The organism is Intestinimonas butyriciproducens (genome assembly GCF_004154955.1).
Taxonomy (GTDB): Bacteria; Bacillota; Clostridia; order Oscillospirales; family Oscillospiraceae; genus Intestinimonas; species Intestinimonas butyriciproducens.
This window is the reverse complement of record NZ_CP011524.1, coordinates 1-18,203: the sequence shown is the minus strand read 5'-3', so window position 1 is coordinate 18,203 and position 18,203 is coordinate 1. Positions and strand designations below refer to the sequence as shown.

Annotated in this window: 15 protein-coding genes and 1 other annotated feature; of the genes, 5 read left to right on the top strand and 10 right to left on the bottom strand. The window is 58.5% G+C overall.

The genetic code is table 11. The features are described from left to right. Window positions 1–51 precede the first annotated feature (51 nt). On the top strand, window positions 52–957 hold the full coding sequence (gene gpr / locus SRB521_RS00075) for a GPR endopeptidase (RefSeq protein WP_075704863.1): 906 nt from the start codon (window positions 52–54) through the stop codon (window positions 955–957). Here gpr and SRB521_RS00070 read toward each other — a convergent pair. Next, a complete protein-coding gene (locus tag SRB521_RS00070; RefSeq protein ID WP_033117634.1) occupies window positions 950–2,182 on the bottom strand; it encodes a right-handed parallel beta-helix repeat-containing protein in 1,233 nt (410 codons plus the stop codon). The two genes, gpr and SRB521_RS00070, sit on opposite strands and share 8 nt — an antisense overlap. A 133-nt stretch (window positions 2,183–2,315) precedes the next feature. Beyond that, window positions 2,316–2,522: a binding site (T-box leader), on the top strand. A 68-nt stretch (window positions 2,523–2,590) separates the two neighbouring features. On the opposite strand from SRB521_RS00070, the gene SRB521_RS00065 reads away from it, so the two are divergent. From SRB521_RS00065 to SRB521_RS00050, 4 genes are all read left to right on the top strand, one after another. Beyond that, window positions 2,591–4,009 (top strand): glycine--tRNA ligase, encoded by a 1,419-nt coding sequence (locus SRB521_RS00065; protein WP_075704861.1) that lies wholly within the window; start codon window positions 2,591–2,593, stop codon window positions 4,007–4,009. Window positions 4,010–4,125: 116 nt separating this feature from the next. Beyond that, entirely contained in the window at window positions 4,126–5,985 is a 1,860-nt protein-coding gene (locus SRB521_RS00060) for an LTA synthase family protein (RefSeq protein WP_165366514.1), read from the top strand. Between the two features lie 89 nt (window positions 5,986–6,074). Next, window positions 6,075–6,728 (top strand): pentapeptide repeat-containing protein, encoded by a 654-nt coding sequence (locus SRB521_RS00055; RefSeq protein ID WP_075704859.1) that lies wholly within the window; start codon window positions 6,075–6,077, stop codon window positions 6,726–6,728. A gap of 85 nt (window positions 6,729–6,813) precedes the next feature. Then, window positions 6,814–7,755, top strand: a complete 942-nt coding sequence (locus SRB521_RS00050; RefSeq protein ID WP_116721609.1) for an AEC family transporter — start codon at window positions 6,814–6,816, stop codon at window positions 7,753–7,755. A 37-nt stretch (window positions 7,756–7,792) separates the two neighbouring features. Here the strand turns inward: SRB521_RS00050 and rnhA are convergent, their stop codons facing one another. From rnhA to dnaA, 9 genes are all read right to left on the bottom strand, one after another. Further along, entirely contained in the window at window positions 7,793–8,233 is a 441-nt protein-coding gene (rnhA, locus tag SRB521_RS00045) for a ribonuclease HI (protein WP_033117628.1), read from the bottom strand. A 42-nt stretch (window positions 8,234–8,275) separates the two neighbouring features. Further along, window positions 8,276–10,825: a DNA gyrase subunit A gene (gyrA, locus tag SRB521_RS00040; RefSeq protein ID WP_075704857.1), complete on the bottom strand. Its 2,550-nt coding sequence runs from the start codon at window positions 10,823–10,825 to the stop codon at window positions 8,276–8,278. 50 nt (window positions 10,826–10,875) lie between these two features. Next, window positions 10,876–11,724 carry a hypothetical protein gene (locus SRB521_RS00035; RefSeq protein WP_075704856.1) on the bottom strand — a complete coding sequence of 283 codons (849 nt, stop codon included), beginning with the start codon at window positions 11,722–11,724 and terminating at the stop codon, window positions 10,876–10,878. Window positions 11,725–11,726: 2 nt separating this feature from the next. Continuing rightward, window positions 11,727–13,685, bottom strand: a complete 1,959-nt coding sequence (gyrB, locus tag SRB521_RS00030) for a DNA topoisomerase (ATP-hydrolyzing) subunit B (protein ID WP_075704855.1) — start codon at window positions 13,683–13,685, stop codon at window positions 11,727–11,729. 85 nt (window positions 13,686–13,770) lie between these two features. Next, entirely contained in the window at window positions 13,771–14,034 is a 264-nt protein-coding gene (remB, locus tag SRB521_RS00025) for an extracellular matrix regulator RemB (protein ID WP_058116691.1), read from the bottom strand. A gap of 30 nt (window positions 14,035–14,064) precedes the next feature. Then, window positions 14,065–15,168: a DNA replication/repair protein RecF gene (gene recF / locus SRB521_RS00020; RefSeq protein WP_116721610.1), complete on the bottom strand. Its 1,104-nt coding sequence runs from the start codon at window positions 15,166–15,168 to the stop codon at window positions 14,065–14,067. Beyond that, a complete protein-coding gene (locus tag SRB521_RS00015; RefSeq protein ID WP_075704852.1) occupies window positions 15,165–15,377 on the bottom strand; it encodes an RNA-binding S4 domain-containing protein in 213 nt (70 codons plus the stop codon). Before SRB521_RS00015 ends, recF begins: the two co-directional genes overlap by 4 nt. Before the next feature lie 102 nt (window positions 15,378–15,479). After that, window positions 15,480–16,592, bottom strand: a complete 1,113-nt coding sequence (gene dnaN, locus SRB521_RS00010; RefSeq protein WP_116721611.1) for a DNA polymerase III subunit beta — start codon at window positions 16,590–16,592, stop codon at window positions 15,480–15,482. A 288-nt stretch (window positions 16,593–16,880) separates the two neighbouring features. Continuing rightward, window positions 16,881–18,203 carry a chromosomal replication initiator protein DnaA gene (dnaA, locus tag SRB521_RS00005; RefSeq protein ID WP_033117620.1) on the bottom strand — a complete coding sequence of 441 codons (1,323 nt, stop codon included), beginning with the start codon at window positions 18,201–18,203 and terminating at the stop codon, window positions 16,881–16,883.

The following is an 18,203-nucleotide window of genomic DNA, read 5'->3' as shown; positions in this document are numbered from 1 at the left end:
GTAAATTTGCAGGATACTACTATATCTTGCGTTGAAGGGGGATGGGCTGCTATGCTGAAACGGCGGACGGACCTGGCTTTGGAGGCCAGAGAGCTGTGGAGCGAGTCGGCGGAGGCCGAGACGGAACTGGAGGGCGTGCGGGCGAGGGAGGAAGAGCGGGAGGGCTATCCGGTGACCCGGGTGGAGATCCTCAATGAAGCCGGCGTCCAGGCCTTGGGAAAACCGCAGGGGACCTATATTACGCTGGATCTTTCCGCTCTGGCCAGGCGGGAGGAGGACGCCTTTCCCCGCGCGGCCAGGGCGCTGGCCGGGGAGCTCTCCGGCCTTTTGAAGCTGCCCCAGGGTGCTCCAGCTCTGGTGGTGGGTCTGGGCAACCGGGCCATCACACCCGACGCGGTGGGGCCAGGCGCGGCGGACCACACGATGGTCACCCGCCACTTGGTGGAGCAGGTGCCGGAGCACTTCGGGGCTTTCCGCCCTGTGGCCGCCCTGGCGGCCGGGGTGCTGGGCACCACCGGCGTGGAGAGCGGTGAACTGGTAAGGGCGGTGACGGAACGGATCCATCCCGCCTGTGTGATCGCGGTGGACGCCCTTGCCTCCCGCAGCCTCAAGCGGGTCTGCACCACCGTACAGCTTGCCGACACGGGTATCGTCCCCGGCTCCGGCGTGGGCAATCACAGGGCGGCGCTGAACCGGGAGACCCTGGGCGTTCCGGTCATCGCCATCGGCGTCCCCACCGTGGTGGACGGGGCCACCCTGGCCGCCGATATTCTGGAGGAGGCCGGAAAGGGAGAGCTGGACCCCGCCGCGCTGGCGGGGGAGGGCGGCAGCCTTATGGTAACGCCCCGGGATATCGATCAGAGGGTCTCCGACATGGCCAAGGTCATCGGATTCGGGATCAATCTAGCCCTGCAAAGCGGCCTTACTGTGGAGGATGTGGAGCTCTTCCTCAGCTGAGCCCGGTGCAGTCCACAAACACTGCGCCGCCGGAGCTCTGCCAGCCATAGCCGTTTATCCCTCCAAAGTCGTTTTCTCCGAAATGGCAGCGGTCAAACACCACGTTTTGACTCCCGTAAGTACTCTCTACCAGAGTACCGGCGGAGTTTCCCTCAATAGCGTAGCACTCCCACAGACGGACATCGGAGGTATTACAGACCTCCAGCAGGTGGAAACACCCGGTACAGTCGCGGATGCGGCAGTTCAAAAGCTCTATGTCCTTGGAATCCCACAGACTGACCGCTCCATAAGTGCAGTTCTGGATGACGCTGCTGTACAGGCCCACATTCCGGCAGTTAATGGCGCACAGGCCATAGGCCCCACTCCCATCCAGCGTGAGTTCGAGGAGGTTGACATCCCGGCAGTTCTCCAGCTCCACACAGTTGCCCGCACAAAAGCCCGGCTCCACGTCGTGGACGGCGATTCCCGACACCAGCTCTATCCGACGGCAGTTTTCAAACCGCCACACATCCGCGTAGGCCCACGGGGTAGAGATCCGGGTCGGCGTCGGGTAATTCCCGGTGGTGATCGTCAGGTCCCGGACATTTTGGATGACCACCTGATAGACCGCCCCGGTATTGTATTCCCCTGTGGCGGTATCAAATACGTCGTAATCCACCAGGACATAAGGATTGTGGATCGCCTCCACATCCATGTCCGCGAAGGAGTACTCCCCCTGTGCCAGCGCGATCTCGGTATCGGGAGCCACTGCGTTGAACAGCTCCTCCAAACTCTCGGCATATACCTGTCGCTTGGGATAGGAGAGCTCCACCACGCCAGTCCACTCCACCGTGAGCCCCAGCGCCTCCGCCAGGGGGCGCAGAGGGGCATAGAGCACTCCGTCCCGGAACGCGGCACCCTCTTTTCCCGGCGTGAGGATCACTGTCCGGTCATACCATTCCACCGTGAGCACACCGGAGCCGTCCTCGGCCCAACGGTACAGGATGCCGCCGGGCAGGGGAGAGCTGTCCCAGGAGGCGGTCTGGACATCTCCCCCCAGGCTCCGGCAAAATTCTTCCACCGGGACCATCGTGCTCCCCTTCCACGCCAAAATGGGGTGCTCCAACTCTATCTCAAATCCGTTCAGAGTGACCTCCACCTCCGTCTCCTCCGCCGCCAGGGCGGAGGAACCCCAGGCAAGGGCCCACGTAAGGAGCAGCCCCATGGCCATCAGCCGTCGTTTCATCTGGATACCTCCCGTTTCTGTTTTTTTCAGTATAGCACTGGCCCCGCCTCCAGTTGTTACATTTGGATGACAAAGCGGAAAGAAAGTGTAACGGCCTTGACGGAGTGGAAAAAAGATGATAAAATACCCCAGAACATTGGCAATGACCGGGAAGAGTAGGCGCGATCTCCAGCAGAAGAGAGGGGCCGGAAGGTGTGAGGCCCCCTGGGACGCGCCCAAGGCGCCCATGAGCCGCGGGGCGGAAATGCCCTGCCGGACCCCGCCGTTACCGGGGCAAGAGCGCGGAGCCTCTCCAGGCCCCGAATTCAGGTGGCACCACGGACAGAAGTTCGCCCTGAGCCTTCATGGCTCAGGGCGTTTTTTGGTTTTCGTCCATACTATCTAAGGTGAAATGAGGAGTGTCTTATGATGAAAAACACAGAGAAGACCATGGAAAAGATCGTCGCTCTCTGCAAGGGCCGGGGCTTCGTCTATCCCGGAAGCGAGATCTATGGCGGCCTTGCCAACTCTTGGGACTACGGTCCCCTGGGCGTGGAACTCAAGAACAATGTAAAGCGGGCCTGGTGGAAAAAATTTGTGCAGGAAAATCCCTATAACGTGGGCCTGGATGCCGCCATCCTGATGAACCCGGAAGTCTGGGTGGCCTCCGGACATGTGACCACCTTCAACGATCCCCTCATCGACTGCAAGGCCTGCAAAATGCGCCACCGGGCCGACAAGCTCATTGAGACCTGGTGCGGGGAGCAGGGCCGGACGGACGTCAATGTGGAGGCCATGACCAACGAGGATCTGGTATCCTTTATCCGGGACAACAACGTGACCTGTCCCGGCTGCGGAAAGTCCGACTTCACCGATATCCGCAAGTTCAACCTGATGTTCAAGACCCATCAGGGCGTCACCGAGGACTCCTCCACCGAGGTCTACCTCCGGCCTGAGACCGCTCAGGGCATCTTTGTGAACTTCCCCGCTATCCAGCGCACCACCCGGAAAAAGCTTCCCTTCGGTGTGTGCCAGGTAGGCAAAAGCTTTCGCAACGAGATCACACCCGGTAACTTCATCTTCCGCATCCGGGAATTTGAGCAGATGGAACTGGAGTTCTTCTGCCAGCCCGGCACCGATCTGGAGTGGTTCCAGTACTGGCGCAACTTCTGCCACGACTGGCTGCTGAGCCTTCACATTAAGGATGAGAATCTGCGCCTCCGGGATCACGAGCCGGAGGAGCTCGCCTTCTACTCCAAGGCCACCACGGACTTTGAGTTTATGTTCCCCTTCGGCTGGGGCGAGCTCTGGGGCGTGGCCGACCGCACCGATTATGACCTCAAGCAGCATCAGGAGCACTCCGGCAAGGACCTCACCTATTTCGACCAGGAAAAGAACGAGCACTATATCCCCTATGTCATCGAACCCTCCCTGGGCGCCGACCGTGTCACGCTGGCTTTCCTGGTGGAGGCCTACGACGAGGAGGTGGTGGACGCCGAAAAGAACGACACCCGTGTGGTCATGCACTTCCACCCCGCCCTTGCCCCCTTCAAGTGCGCTGTGCTGCCTCTCTCCAAAAAGCTTGGGCCCGCCGCCCAGGATATCTATGCACAGCTCTCCAAGGACTTTATGGTGGACTACGACGAGGCCGGCTCTATCGGTAAGCGCTATCGCCGCCAGGACGAGATCGGCACGCCCTTCTGTATCACGGTGGATTTCCAGACCGTGGGTGATGAAAAAACCCCCGCCGACCACTGTGTGACGGTCCGGGATCGTGATTCCATGGAGCAGATCCGTCTGCCCATCAGCGAACTGAAGGATTATATCGCCCGGGGCGTGGCGTTCTGACACGACCACCCTGCACAGAAGCTCCGTCTTTGAGCGGACATGAGCGGCGGCCCTTGCTCTGGGCCGCCGCTCCATGTCCTTTTTCTCTCTACGAATGTAAAGAAATGGTAAATACTATGAAAAAAATTGTACTTTTTCAGCCATGTCCCCCCTCTCACTGGCCTGTGTGGAAAAAGCTCCTGTTCTGGTTTTGGAACATAGGGCTTGTCTTCTGCAGCTTCTTGGGCATCGGCGGGCTCTCACTTCTGTTTGCCGCTGTCGTCAACCGCAAGGCCATGCTTCTGAGTTATTTTCAGCACCCCCTCATCGCCTTTTTGAATCTGGCGCCAGTGCTGCTGCTGGGGTTGATGCTCTACTTTCTTCTGGGCCGGGCCGGCCTCAGCTACGGCATCACCGCTGTCATCGTACTGGGCCTTACCATAGCAAGCTGGTTCAAGCTTCAGTTCCGCAATGATCCTTTGATGTTTGAGGACCTGCTTCTCCTCAAGGAGGCGGGCAACATGGCGGGGAAATACCAGCTCTTTCTGACCAAGACCATGGCGGCCGCCCTCCTCCTGGTGGTGCTGGGCTGGGCGGCGCTCCACTTCTGTGCCCGGTGGCGGCCCCGCGGCAGGTTGCGGTATCTGGGCTTTACCCTGGCCCTGGTGTTGTGCTTTCCCCTCTCTGCGCTCATACAGAGCGACGATATCTACAATAACCGCACGGAAAATTACGCTCTCATCAACCGCTGGTCGGCCACCCAGGTCTATACCTCCAAGGGCTTCGTCTACCCCTTTCTTTACAGTGTGAAGTCCGCCTCCGATGCGCCTCCCGACGGCTATGATGAAAAACGGGCCCAGTCCATCCTCTCCGCCTATGAGGACGCGGATATTCCGGAAGAGCAAAAGGTATCAGTCCTCTCCATCATGCTGGAATCCTACGACGACTTTACCAAATACGGCGTACCAGAGCTGGATCCCAAGGTGTACGAGGACTACCACGCCCTGGAGGCTGAAAGTGTCACGGGAAACCTCATCACCAATATCTTTGCCGGGGGCACCGTGGACTCCGAGCGCTGTTTTCTCACCGGGTTCTCCCGCCTGGGTTCCTTCCGCAGTCTCAGCAACTCCTATCCCTGGTATTTCAGGAGCCAGGGGTACACCGTCACCGGGGCCCATCCCTGCTATGCCTGGTTCTACAACCGGGAAAACATCAACCGGAACCTGGGCTTTGAGGACTACAAGTTTGTGGAAAACTATTTTTCGCCGATGACAGGCGGAGACGTGGGGTATGACGATCTCTTCTTCCCGGAGCTCATCCAGCTATGGGAGGCGAACAAGGCCCTGGGCAAGCCGGTTTTCACCTATGACCTCACCTATCAGGGCCACGGCCCATACAGCGACGACACACTCTGGTGGGAGGACGGCTATGATTATGTGCTGGGCGGGGATTACACCGATGCGGAACGAAATATCCTGAACAATTACTTTGGGTCAATCTATAATACCAACCAGAATCTGAAAGCCTTCTTCGATTATTTCCGCGGGGAGAGCGAAGCGGTGGTCATCGTGGTCTTTGGGGACCACAACCCCTGGCTGGGAGACGGCAACGCGGTATATAAGGCCATAGGGTTGGATCTGGACTTCTCCACAGAGGAGGGGTTTTACAACTACTACTCCACCCGCTACCTCATCTGGGCCAATGATGCCGCCAAAGAGGCGCTGGACCGGGATTTTACCGGACAGGGCCCCACCATCAGCCCCAACTTTTTGATGAACGAGGTCTTTCGCCAGTGCGGCTGGGATGGGAACGCCTTTATGCAGGCCACCCAGCAGGTGATGGACCAGGTGCCGGTCATCAACACCCCCACCGGTCTCTACGTGGAGGACGGCAGGCTCACCGCCGCCTTGACGCCGGAGGGCCAGGCTCTGGTGGACGACTATCACATGCTGCAGTATTACTGGCGCAGGCACTTCGCCTATGACAGCATATCCTGAGCAAAACCGCGGGATGCGGCGCAAAATGAGACAAGGCCGCCGTGGGACGATAGGATCCTCCGGCGGCCCTTTTGAAGGAGGCAGCCGCCATGGCACAGTCTGAACCTATACACACAAAATTTCCACAGCCTGTTGATGATTTTCCGGCCCTTGCCCGCAGGGCACGGGAGGAGGACGAGGAGCTCTCCGGCCTCTTGATCCGGGATCTCCAGCTGGAGAGGGAGGACCTCAGCGGCCTTGTTTTGCAGGATGTGGTCTTTGACCACTGCCGGCTTCCGGACTGCGACTGGTTTGGAACTTCTTTTTCCGACGTTACTTTCCACACCTGTGACCTCTCCGGTGGAAATTTTGAAAACAGTTATTGGCTGCGGTTCGCCTGCCATGAGACAAAAGCCCTGGGCGTCCGGCTTCAGAACTGCCGGATGCGGCGCGGTCTTTTGGAGCAGGGACGCTTCTCCGCCGCCAACTGGAACCAGAGCCGGCTGCGGGAAGTACGCTTTTCCAGTTCCGCTCTCACCGGTTCCTTTTTCAGCCGCTGTACTTTTACCGGTGTGGAATTTCAGCAGTGTGATCTGAATCAGGTGAACTTTTTCCACACTCCGCTGGAACATGTGGATTTGACCACCTGCACCATTGACGCGCTTGTCCTCTCCGAACATTGCGATGAACTCAAAGGCGCCGTGGTGGATCTCTATCAGGCCGCTGAGCTCTCCCGCCGGATGGGACTTGTGGTAAAGCTGTAGACCGATCCCCGGCCATCTGTCCAATCCCGGCAGCACGGCCTCATCCTCATCTCCTGTCAAAGTCCAAGAAAGGTGGCGCCTCCCCTTGGAACATCTGATTTTCTGCCTCAACGCCACAGTCCCCATCTTCCTCATGATGGCGGTCGGCTTTTTCTTCCGGCGCATTGGTCTTGTGGACAAAGTCTTTGCCGATAAGATGAATGCCTTTGTATTCAAGGCGGCGCTGCCGGCGCTGGTTTTCAAAGACCTGGCGGGGGCGGACTTCTTCGCCGTCTGGGACGGCCCCTTCGTCCTCTTCTGCCTCTTCACCACCGGTGTGAGCATCCTGTCCGTGCTCCTGGTCTCCCGGCTGTTCTCGGCGGAGATCCGGGGGGAGTTTGTCCAGGCCTCCTATCGCAGCAGCGTAGCTCTTCTGGGCGTGGCCTTTATTGAGACTATTTACGGGACCGCGGGAGCCGCCCCTCTGATGATCATTGGGGCCGTGCCCCTTTACAACATCGCGGCGGTGCTGGTGCTCACGCTGATGCGGCCAGGCCGCGGGCGGCTGGAAAGAGCGCTCCTCAAAAAGACGTTTTGGGATGTGGCCTCCAATCCCATCCTGATCGGGATTCTGGTCGGGATTCTCTGGTCGCTGCTGCGGATCCCGCAGCCCGTTATCTTTCAAAAGACGCTCTCCAACTTTGCGGGGGTCGCTACCCCTATGGGCCTCATTGGTTTGGGCGCATCGGTGGACGCGGCCAGGGCCAGGGAGGAACTGCCCCCGGCCATGGTCTGCTGCTTTTTCAAGCTCATCGCTTTCGTGGCCCTCTTTCTTCCCGTGGCGGTCCTTCTGGGGTACCGTACCGACAAGCTGGTGACCGTGCTTATCATGCTTGGCTCCGCTACCACCTCCAGCAGCTTTGTTATGGCCCGGAATCTGGGCTATGAGGGTGCCCTCACCGCCAATACCGTCATGCTCACCACTTGTCTGAGCGCCTTTACTCTGACGGGATGGCTCTACCTTCTTCGTTCTCTCGGAATGGTGTAAAAAAGTGGGGTCCGAACCAAGCTCGGACCCCACTTTTTTATTCCTTATACTTTCGACTCTCCATGACCGCCAGCTCATCGCACCTGTTGTTGTAGGGGTTGGACGCATGGCCCTTGACCCAGTGGAGGTGGACTTTGTGATAATCGCACAGGTCCAGCAGCCGGCCCCACAGGTCGGGATTAAGGGCGGGCTTTTTGTCCGCCTTGACCCAGCCCTTGGCCCGCCAGCCTTTGGCCCAGCCCTTTTCCAGGGCGTCGATGACATATTTGGAGTCGGACCAAAGCTCCACGATACAGGGCTCTCGGAGCGCCTCCAAAGCGGCAATGACGCCCGTGAGCTCCATACGGTTGTTGGTGGTATGGGCCTCGCCGCCGGAGAGCTCCTTTTTGAACGATCCATACATCAAGATCGCTCCCCAGCCACCGGGACCGGGATTGCCGGAGCAGGCCCCGTCGGTATAGATGGTCACCGTTTTCATCGCAGTCGTATGCAAAGCTCCTTTCACGCTGTCCGGGCGCTTTTACTGCTCCGGTTCCGTCCGGCCCCCCTGGTCGCTCCCCGCTTTGGGAATCTCGTCTTCCACGGGCTCCTCGATCTCCTCCCCCTCATGGTCGGTCCGGGCGATGGAGATGACCTTCACACCCTCCTGGAGACGCATCAGAATCACGCCCTGGGCGGTACGGCTGTAGCTGTTGATATCCTTTACCGGCATCCGGATGATCACGCCGTCGTCTGAGATGATGAGGATATCCTCTTCGCCGGAGACCACCTTGACCCCGGCGATAGGGCCGGTCTTTTCCGTGACCTGATAGCCCTTAAGGCCATAACCGCCCCGGTTCTGCGGTCCGTCCGCCCGGAAATACTCGTCCATGGGGGTGCGCTTTCCATAGCCGTTCTCCGTTACCATCAGTACCTGGTGATCGTACTTGGCCCGGGCGGCGCCCACCACATAGTCGCCCTCCCGCAGCTTGATGCCCCGGACGCCGGTGGCGTCCCGGCCCATGCAGCGCACGTCCGTCTCCAGGAAGGCAATGGCCATACCGTCGTGTGTGACAATGAGGATCGCCTGCTTGCCGTCCGTCTCCCGGACCGAGATGAGCTCATCCCCCTCGTCCAGAGTGATGCAGCGGATACCGGCCTTCCGGGCCGTATTGATCACAGGCAGAGAAATGCGCTTTACCGTGCCGTTCCGGGTCACCATCACCAGATAGCGGTCCTCGGCATACTCCCGCAGGTGGATCATGGCCGTGACCTTCTCCCCCTGCTCGATGGGGAGGACGTTGACGATGTTGGTACCCTTGGCCGTCCGGCCCGCTTCGGCGATCTGATATCCCTTTTTCCGATGGACCCGGCCCATGCTGGTAAAGAACAGGATATAGTCATGGGTGGAGGCGGTGAACACGGTCTCCACACAGTCCTCCTCCTTTAGTGTCTGCGCGCTGACGCCCTTTCCGCCCCGCTTTTGGGCCCGATAGGCCGAGGCCGGCGTCCGCTTGATGTAGCCCGCGCGGGTGAGGGTAAAGACGCACTCCTCCTCCTCAATCAGGTCCTCGATATCCAGCTCATCCTCCACATCCTGGATCTCTGTCTTGCGGTCGTCGCCGTACTTGTCCCGGATGGCGGTGAGCTCCTCCTTGAGCACTCCCTTGAGCATCTCCTCGTCGGAGAGGAGCTTGTTGAAGTAGGCGATGCGCTCCTCCAACTCCTTGTACTCGTTCTCCAGCTTTTCCCGGTTCAGGCCCTGAAGGGCAATGAGGCGCATATCGCAGATTGCCTGGGCCTGGACATCGTCCAGATGGAAACGGGACATCAGATTCTCCTTGGCGTTATCATAGCTGGTACGGATGATCTTGATGACCTCGTCAATGTTGTCCTGGGCGATGAGCAGGCCCTCCAGCAGATGGGCCCGCTCCTGTGCCTTGCGGAGGTCATACTTGGTCCTCCGGATGATGATCTCCTCCTGGAAGGCCAGGTATTCGTCCAAGATGTGCCGCAAGGACAAAATCTTGGGTTGGGACTGGTTGTTGACCAGCGCCAGCATATTGATGGCAAAGGTGGTCTGAAGCTGGGTCTGGGCAAAGAGACGGTTGAGGACCACCTGGGGATTGGCATCCTTCTTCAGCTCGATGACGATGCGCATACCGTTCCGGTCGGTCTCGTCCCGGATGTCGGAGATCCCTTCCAGGCGCTTGTCCTCCACCTGGTCGGCCATATTTTTGATGAGCATCCTCTTGTTGACCTGATAGGGGATCTCGGTGACGATGATACGGGTGCGGTCCTTGCCGAACTCCTCAAATTCCGTGCGGGCCCGAACCATCAGTCGTCCCCGTCCGGTGGCATAGGCGGCCCGGATGCCGGAACGTCCCATGATGATGCCTTTAGTGGGGAAGTCCGGCCCTTTGACATGCTCCATCAGGTCGGGCAGAGTGGCCTCGGGGTTATCCAGTACACAGATGCAGGCATTGATGACCTCCCGCAGATTGTGGGGAGGGATATTGGTGGCCATGCCCACGGCAATGCCGGAGGAGCCGTTCACCAGCAGGTTGGGGAAGCGGGAGGGGAGGACCCTAGGCTCCCTTCTGGACTCGTCAAAGTTGGGGTCCCAGTCCACGGTTTCTTTGTCGATATCCCGGAGCATTTCCTCGGAAATACGGGCCAGCCGGGCCTCCGTATAACGGTAGGCGGCCGGGGGATCTCCGTCCACGGAACCAAAGTTGCCGTGGCCGTCCACCAGCATATAGCGCATGGAAAAATCCTGTGCCAGACGAACCAGGGCGTCATATACGCTCTGGTCTCCGTGGGGATGGTACCGGCCCAGTACGTCGCCCACGCAGGTGGCGGACTTTTTAAATGGCCGGTCATGGGTCAGATTGTCCTCATACATGGCGTAGAGGATACGGCGGTGGACCGGCTTAAGTCCGTCGCGGACGTCGGGCAGGGCCCGGCCCACGATGACGCTCATGGCGTATTCGATGTAGGACTGCTCCATCTCCGGCACCAGGGGGGATGTCACGATGACTTGGTCCGGATACCGGATCTCCTCAGGATCGTACTGCGGTTTTTTACTCATTCAAAAACAGCCTTTCTTTTTCAAAAGCGCGTTGCTCTCTTTGCATCAGATCAGCCTGCTGTCAGCAGACTTTGAATATTTTCCGCCGTCAAGGGCAGATATTCCGGCAAAATTTCTTGTCCGTCCCGCACATAGGGGTAGCGCCATGCCTCATAGATGGAGACGTCCAAAGGGTCCTCCCAGGTCATAGACCCATTGGTCTCGATATAGTAGACGAAGCCGCTGCCACTCTTGTCCGCCTGGCTGGGATAATCTTCAATACCCAGGCTCTCGTCCCAGGCGTCTACCGAACCCACATCCACATAGACGTCCAAAAAGGAATCGTAGCGGTAAAGGTCATAGGGCCAGAAGGTGTTTCCCTTCCCCTGATTGTGGGACCATCCGCCCTCCACCGCACCGCTCTTATAGAAGGTGAAAAGGGGATAGGACTCCAGCTGAATCCCCAACTTGCCTGTCTCCTCCTCACAGGAGAAAATAAAACCCCGTTGTGCAGCGGTAATGGCGGTGGTATAGAGAAGAATCAGCTCCTCCACCCCATCTCCGTCCACATCACAGACCGAAAATCGGTTCTTCGCCATGCGTTCCCGGTCCTCGATGCTTCCGGTGTAATCATCGGATGGTTTATCGCCGTTCGGCAGAATGTTGGTGTCCAGCAGAGTGTTCAATGCGGCAGCATAAGCCGTCCGGGCGGGCGTATTTTCCTCGGTCAGGGGAGAGACTGGAAGTGTCTCCGGCTCCGGAGTGGACGACAGGTCAATCGTTCCGGAAGGGCTGGGCCCTAGCGTCTGTACGGCGGCGGCAGGAGACGGTACCGGCGTCTCTGTGGCGGGCGGCTTTCCGCAGGCGGTCAGTGCGGCGCAGAGAAAAATACAGATCGTGATATATCCCGTCTTTTTCATATTTAGTAATCCAAATTGACGGCGTATCTGGCGTTCTTTTCAATGAATTCCTTGCGGGGCTCCACCTTCTCGCCCATGAGTACGGTGAAGGTCTCGTCCGCGCGGACGGCGTCGTCCAGCTCAATCCGCTTGAGCGTGCGCTTTTCTGGGTCCATGGTGGTCTCCCACAGTTCATGGGGGTCCATCTCACCCAGGCCCTTATAGCGGCTGATGTCCACCTTGGCGTTGGGATTGTCGCCCCGCAGCTCAGCGGAGACCTTGTCCCGCTCTTCATCGGAGAAGGCCACCCGTGTGAGCTTGCCCCTGGTCAGCTTGTAAAGGGGGGGCACGGCGGCATATACATAGCCCTGCTCAATCAGCGGGCGCATAAAGCGGAAGAAGAAGGTGAGCAGCAGGGTACGGATATGGGCGCCGTCCACATCGGCATCGGCCATGATGATGACCTTGTGATAGCGGAGCTTATTGGGGTCGAACTCGTCCCCGATCCCGGCCCCCAGAGCCGTGATGACCGGTTGGAGCTTGTCGTTGCCGTACACCTTGTCGGCGCGGGCTTTCTCCACATTGAGCATCTTGCCCCACAGGGGGAGAATGGCCTGGAAGCGGGAATCCCGGCCCTGGGTAGCCGAGCCGCCGGCGGAGTCGCCCTCGACGATATAGAGTTCGGTGAGCTCGGGATTCACCTCATTGCAGTCCCGCAGCTTGTCGGGCATGGCCGCGCCGCCCAAAGCGGTTTTGCGCCGGATGGACTCCCGGGCCTTTCGGGCCGCCTCCCGGGCCCGGGAGGCGGTGAGGGCCTTGTCCAGGATGGCCCTGCCTACCGCCGGATTTTCCTCCAAAAACTCTTCCAGCTTTTCCGATACGATGGCGCTCACCAGGGTACGCACCTCGGAATTTCCCAGCTTGGCCTTGGTCTGTCCCTCAAACTGGGCGTCGGTAAGCTTCACGGAGATGATGCAGGTGAGCCCCTCCCGGTAGTCCTCGCCCTTGATCTCATCGCCATCCTTGAGCAGATTCATCCTTTTCCCATAGGCATTGAGGGTGGAAGTCAGCGCCTGTTTGAACCCGGTCTCGTGCATGCCGCCCTCGGGGGTATGCACGTTGTTGGCAAAGGAGAGGATACTCTCACTGTAGCTGTCGGTGTATTGGAAGGCCAACTCGGCGATGGAATCCCCCTTCTGCCCCGCCATATAGATGACGCCATCGTGAATGGGATTCTTGGCCCGGTTGAGCCAAGTGACAAACTCCCGGATCCCGCCGGCATAGCACATGTCATCATGCTGCTCCCTGCCCGCGCGCTGATCGATGGTGTGGATACGCAGTCCGGCATTGAGGAAAGCCTCTTCCCGCATACGGGTATGGAGGATATCGTAATCGTATACGGTGGTGTCGGTGAACATCTCCGGATCCGGCTGAAAGGTGACCACAGTGCCGTGCTTATCGGTATCCCCCACCACGGTGATGGGCTGGGTGACCTTCCCTCTGGCAAACTTCATCTCATAGATCTTGCCGTCCTTGTAGACCTGGACCTCCAGCCACTCAGACAGGGCGTTTACCACGCTGGCGCCCACGCCGTGCAGGCCGCCGGAGACCTTGTAGCCCCCGCCGCCAAACTTACCGCCCGCGTGGAGGATGGTAAACACGACCTCCAGCGCGGGAAGTCCGGTCTGGGGCTGTATGTCCACAGGGATGCCGCGGCCGTTGTCGGTGACGGTAATGACGTTGCCCTCTTTGATGATCACATTGATCTCATCGCAGTAACCGGCCAGAGCCTCGTCGATGGCATTGTCTACGATCTCATACACCAGATGATGGAGACCGGAGGAAGAGGTGGAGCCGATATACATGCCGGGCCGCTTGCGGACGGCCTCCAGTCCCTCCAGCACCTGAATCTCAGAACCGCCGTACTCATGTGATACCTGTTCCGGCTGGCTGATCTCGCTGTTTTCCAGTTCTTCAGACATTTTAAAACCTCCTGGGTTCCGTGTTTACACGCGAACGGCGGCCCTGTTTCTTTTATGTTCAAACAGAACCTGTCTGCGTGCTTTTTCATTCAAATAGATTGTTCTCCACCCGCTTGAGCAGGGTGGCCGTGGAGAGTTGGGAGAGATAGACCACCGGCGCTCCATCCCCGGCCCTGCACAGGGCGAAGGACTTGGGCAGATCGCCGGACACATCCACCACACGGCCCTCCCGCTCCGCCCGCTCTAAAAATTTGCGGGTGAGATGAGAAGAGGTGGTATTGTCCATATCGAATACACCGATGACATCCCGAAAGGGCACCACCACGGATTGTCCCAGATGCAGATACATAGATCGCTCCTCTTCCGGTTCAGAGGACGGCTATACCAGCCGTCCGTTGTGGATGTGAAACGTACTTCCTTCTCCAAGTCCCTCCAGGCGGTCGTCCTCGCAGCAGGTAATGAAGACCTGTCCGCCGGCAATGCGGTTGAGAACGAACTCCTGCCGCCGGTGGTCCAACTCGCTAAGCACGTCGTCCAGCAGAAGGACAGGCCATTCCCCGGTATCATGAAAAAAAATCTCACGGCACCCTAGTTTCAGGGAGAGGGCCGCCGTACGGGTCTGCCCTTGGGATGCGTATGTCTTGGCGGATACGCCATCCAAATCCACAGCCAGGTCGTCCTTATGGGGCCCGGACAGGCACTGTCTGGATTCCAGCTCCGCCTGCCGGTGGGATTCCTGGTGCTCCAGCAGCTGGGAAAGGATATCCCGCATCGGCGCTTCCGGGTCAGTCACGGTCTTAACCGTCTCGTAGCGGAGGTCCAGGCGCTCCCTTCCGCCGGAAAAGTCGCTGTGGATGGGGGGGACCACCTCTTGGAGCCGCCGTATAAAGTGGGCCCGGTAGTGGATGAGCACCGCTCCGGTCTGAGCCATACGGAGAGAAAACTCATCCAGGGCGTCCAGGAGGGAGGGTTTTTCCGTCCAGTCCCGGAGAATGCGGATCTTATGTTCATAAAGCTTTTTATATTCCGCCAGGGCCATGGCATACCGGGGGCGGAGCTGGCAGATGCACTCGTCCAGAAAGCGCCGCCGCGCCGCCGCACCGTCACGAATGAGGGACAGATCCTCCGGACAGAAGAGAACAGTATTCAGAACACCGGAGAGCTCTCCGGCTGATTTCAGCCGCACACCGTTGGAGGAGAGCTGCCGCCGTGTCCCCCGGGAGAGGCGGGCCTCCAGGGTAAACTCCCGCTCACGGGCAAAGACTTCCGCCTGGATCCAGGCGGAGTCCACCCCAAGCTGAATGAGTTCCCGGTCATATCGGGCCCGGTGGGAGGAGGCGGTGGACAAATAGGCGACGGCCTCCAGCAGATTGGTCTTTCCTTGGGCGTTCTCCCCATAGATCACGTTAGTAGCGGGGGAAAAGGCACACTCAAGATGGAGGTAGTTGCGGAAAAAATCCAGTGTGATGCGCTTGACGATCATTGTACGGTCAGCCGGACGCCGCTGAGCTCCACCACGTCGCCTGGACGGAGCTTTTTGCCCCGCATGGTGCATACCTCACCGTTGACTCGGACTTCACCGCCCTGAATGGCCTCTTTGGCCTCTCCTCCGGTCTCCATGACCCCGGAAAACTTTAAAAGAGCGTCCAGTTTGATGAATTCAGTTGTAATTTTCACTTGGCTTGTCTGCATATCTGCTCCTTCTCCGCCAAAGCCTCAAACTGCCGGTACAGCTCCGGCAGAATTCGTTTGAGGGGGTTGATTTTTCCTTGCGCAGGCAGGGTCTTGGTTCCATCATTCTCCCGCCTTCAGCCGCACGGGGAGGACCATGTAGAGGAAGTTCTCCTCTCCTTCCGCCGGGAGAATGACGCAGGGCGCCACACCGGAGGAAAGCTCCAGCCGGACCCGGTCCGCGGGAGCGGCCTTCAGCGCGTCCATCAGATAGCGGTTATTGAAGCCGATCTCCAGTCCGCCGCCGTCGCCGGAGATGGGACATTGGTCGGAGGCGTCCCCGATCCCGGTCTTGGTGGTGATCTTGAGCACATTGTCGTCAAAGACACAGCGGAGGGGGGACTTGAGCTTATCGCTGATGATGAGGGAGACACGGTCAATCGAGGTGAGCAGAGCCCTGGTATCCCCCTCCACTTTGATGCCGTTGTTGCGGGGAATCGCCTGCCGATAGGCCAGAAATTCACCCTCCAGACGGCGGGAGACCAGCATGGTATCCCCTATACGGAACATGACGTGCCGCTCTCCCTGCGTGACCGTAGCCTCCTCCTCACCGTCGCTGCAGATCTTCTCCACCTCTGAGAGAGCGGAGCCGGGCACGACGAAGGAGAAGGAGAGGGCACCGTCACGCTCCGTAATGGGCTCGTGCCGCAGAGCCAGCCGGTAGCCGTCCACAGAGACCACGGTAAGGCCCGTATCGTCGATCTCGAAGAGGGAACCGGTATGGATGGGCCGGGATTCGTTGTCGCTGACGGCAAAGATGGTCTGGCGGATCATAGAGCCCAGTTTGCCCCTGGGAATGGTGAAACCGTTTTTGTCCTCCACTGTGGGCAACTCGGGAAAGTCATCGGGATCGGTGGCCAGAATATTGAACTGGCTCATACCGCAGGTGATGTTGACCATATAGCCATCGGCCTGAAAGGAGACGATATCGTCGGGCAGCTTCCGGATGATCTCGCCGAAGAGCCGGGCGGAGAGTACCAGGCTTCCCTCCTGATCAATCTGGGCGGGCACCACGGTACGGATCCCGGTTTCCAGATTATAGCCGGTCAGGCGCAGGTCGGTCCTGGCTTCCAGGAGGATACCCTCTAAGGCGGGAATGGAGCTTTTTGGGGAGACAGCCCGGGCCGTAACGGCAATTGCTGACTGCAAAAGGGCTTTTTCGCAGGAGAACTTCATGGAGACTTCCTTCCTTTCGTTTCCGCTCTTTTTGAGGAGAGGAGAGGATTAAAGATAGCAATAGTACTCGTAGTATAAAATTTTGTGGAAAAGACCCTGAAACGGTTGGAGGGCTAAGGGTTGTGCTTCCACAGGGGGTGTGCAGAAAAGAGAAGGGTTTCCACACAGGGGAAAAAGGGGAGAAACTTGTCCACATACAGTTGTCCACATTTCCACAAAATGTGGTGGAAAGCGATAAGCTGTATGGATTGGAAAAATGGAAATCGATATGAATAAGAATTCGAGAAGCTATTCGTATCGTGCGTTGATGTTGGAGCGGATATCCTTGATGACCTCGGTGATTTCCGGGGTGCTTTTTTTCAGCTTCTCTACCCGCTCAATGGAGTGGAGAACCGTGGTATGATCCCGATTTTCAAATTCACGGCCAATCTCTTTGAGGGAGAGATTGGTCATTTCGCGGATCAGGTACATGGCCACCTGGCGGGCGAGGGCCGTATCCTTGGTCCGCCCCTGTCCCCGCAGAGCGCTGTTGTCGATGTTGTAGAAGTTGCACACCTCTTCGATGATGACGTCGGAGGTGGGCATGATGTCGGAGGGGTCTTTGAACATATCCCGTACCGCACGGGTGACAGTGGCGGCGTCGATATTGCTTCCCTCCAGATCCCGCAGGGCCATGATCTTGTTGACGGTCCCTTCGATCTGTCTGACATTGGCGGTGATGTTCTCAGCCACATACTGCAAGACCGCCTCGGGTAGCTCCACCCCCATACGGATGGCTTTGTTTTTGATGATGGCCATGCGCGTTTCATAGTCGGGGGGCTGGATGTCGGCAATGAGACCCCATTCGAATCTGGTCTTCAGCCGGTCCTCCAGTTTGAGCATCTCCTTGGGAGGGCGGTCGGCGGTAAAGACGATCTGTTTTCGGGTCTCGTATAGGGTATTGAAGGTATGGAACATCTCCTCCATAGTGGAGTCCTTGCCGGCAATGAACTGTACGTCGTCCATCAAAAAGACGTCTGCCGACCGGAATTTCTCCCGGAACTCCTGATTTCGGCCTTCCCGAATGGCCTGAATGAGCTCGTTGGTGAAGGCGTCGCCCTTGATGTAGACGATGCGGTAGTCCGGATGGTCTGCGTGGATCTTGTGGGCGATGGCGTAAAGCAGATGGGTCTTTCCCAGGCCGGATTCTCCGTAGATGAAGAGGGGATTGTAGTTGAGGGCCGGGTGGTCCGCCACTGCGCGGGCGGCGGCGTGGGCGAATTTGTTGGAAGAGCCCACCACGAAGCGCTCGAAGGTATACTCCTCGGTACCGGGTAGAAAGCCGTCTTCCTTCGGACGGCGGCTGTTCTGATACTTTTCCAGCTCCTCTGCGCCCAGTACTACCACCTGGAAGTCGGCGGAGAAGAGTTCGTGCAGGGCCTTTTGAATGGGGGGCAGATAGCGGGAGAGGATAATATCCCGCTTGAAGTCTGAGGGTGTGTGGAGAATAAACTTGTCCTCATCCAGGGACAAGGCCACCGTGTCGTCAAACCAGGTGTGAATGGTGGTGGCGGTCATGTCCGCTTCCATGAGGGAGAGCACTTTGGACCAGATATCCGCGGCGGAATTCAT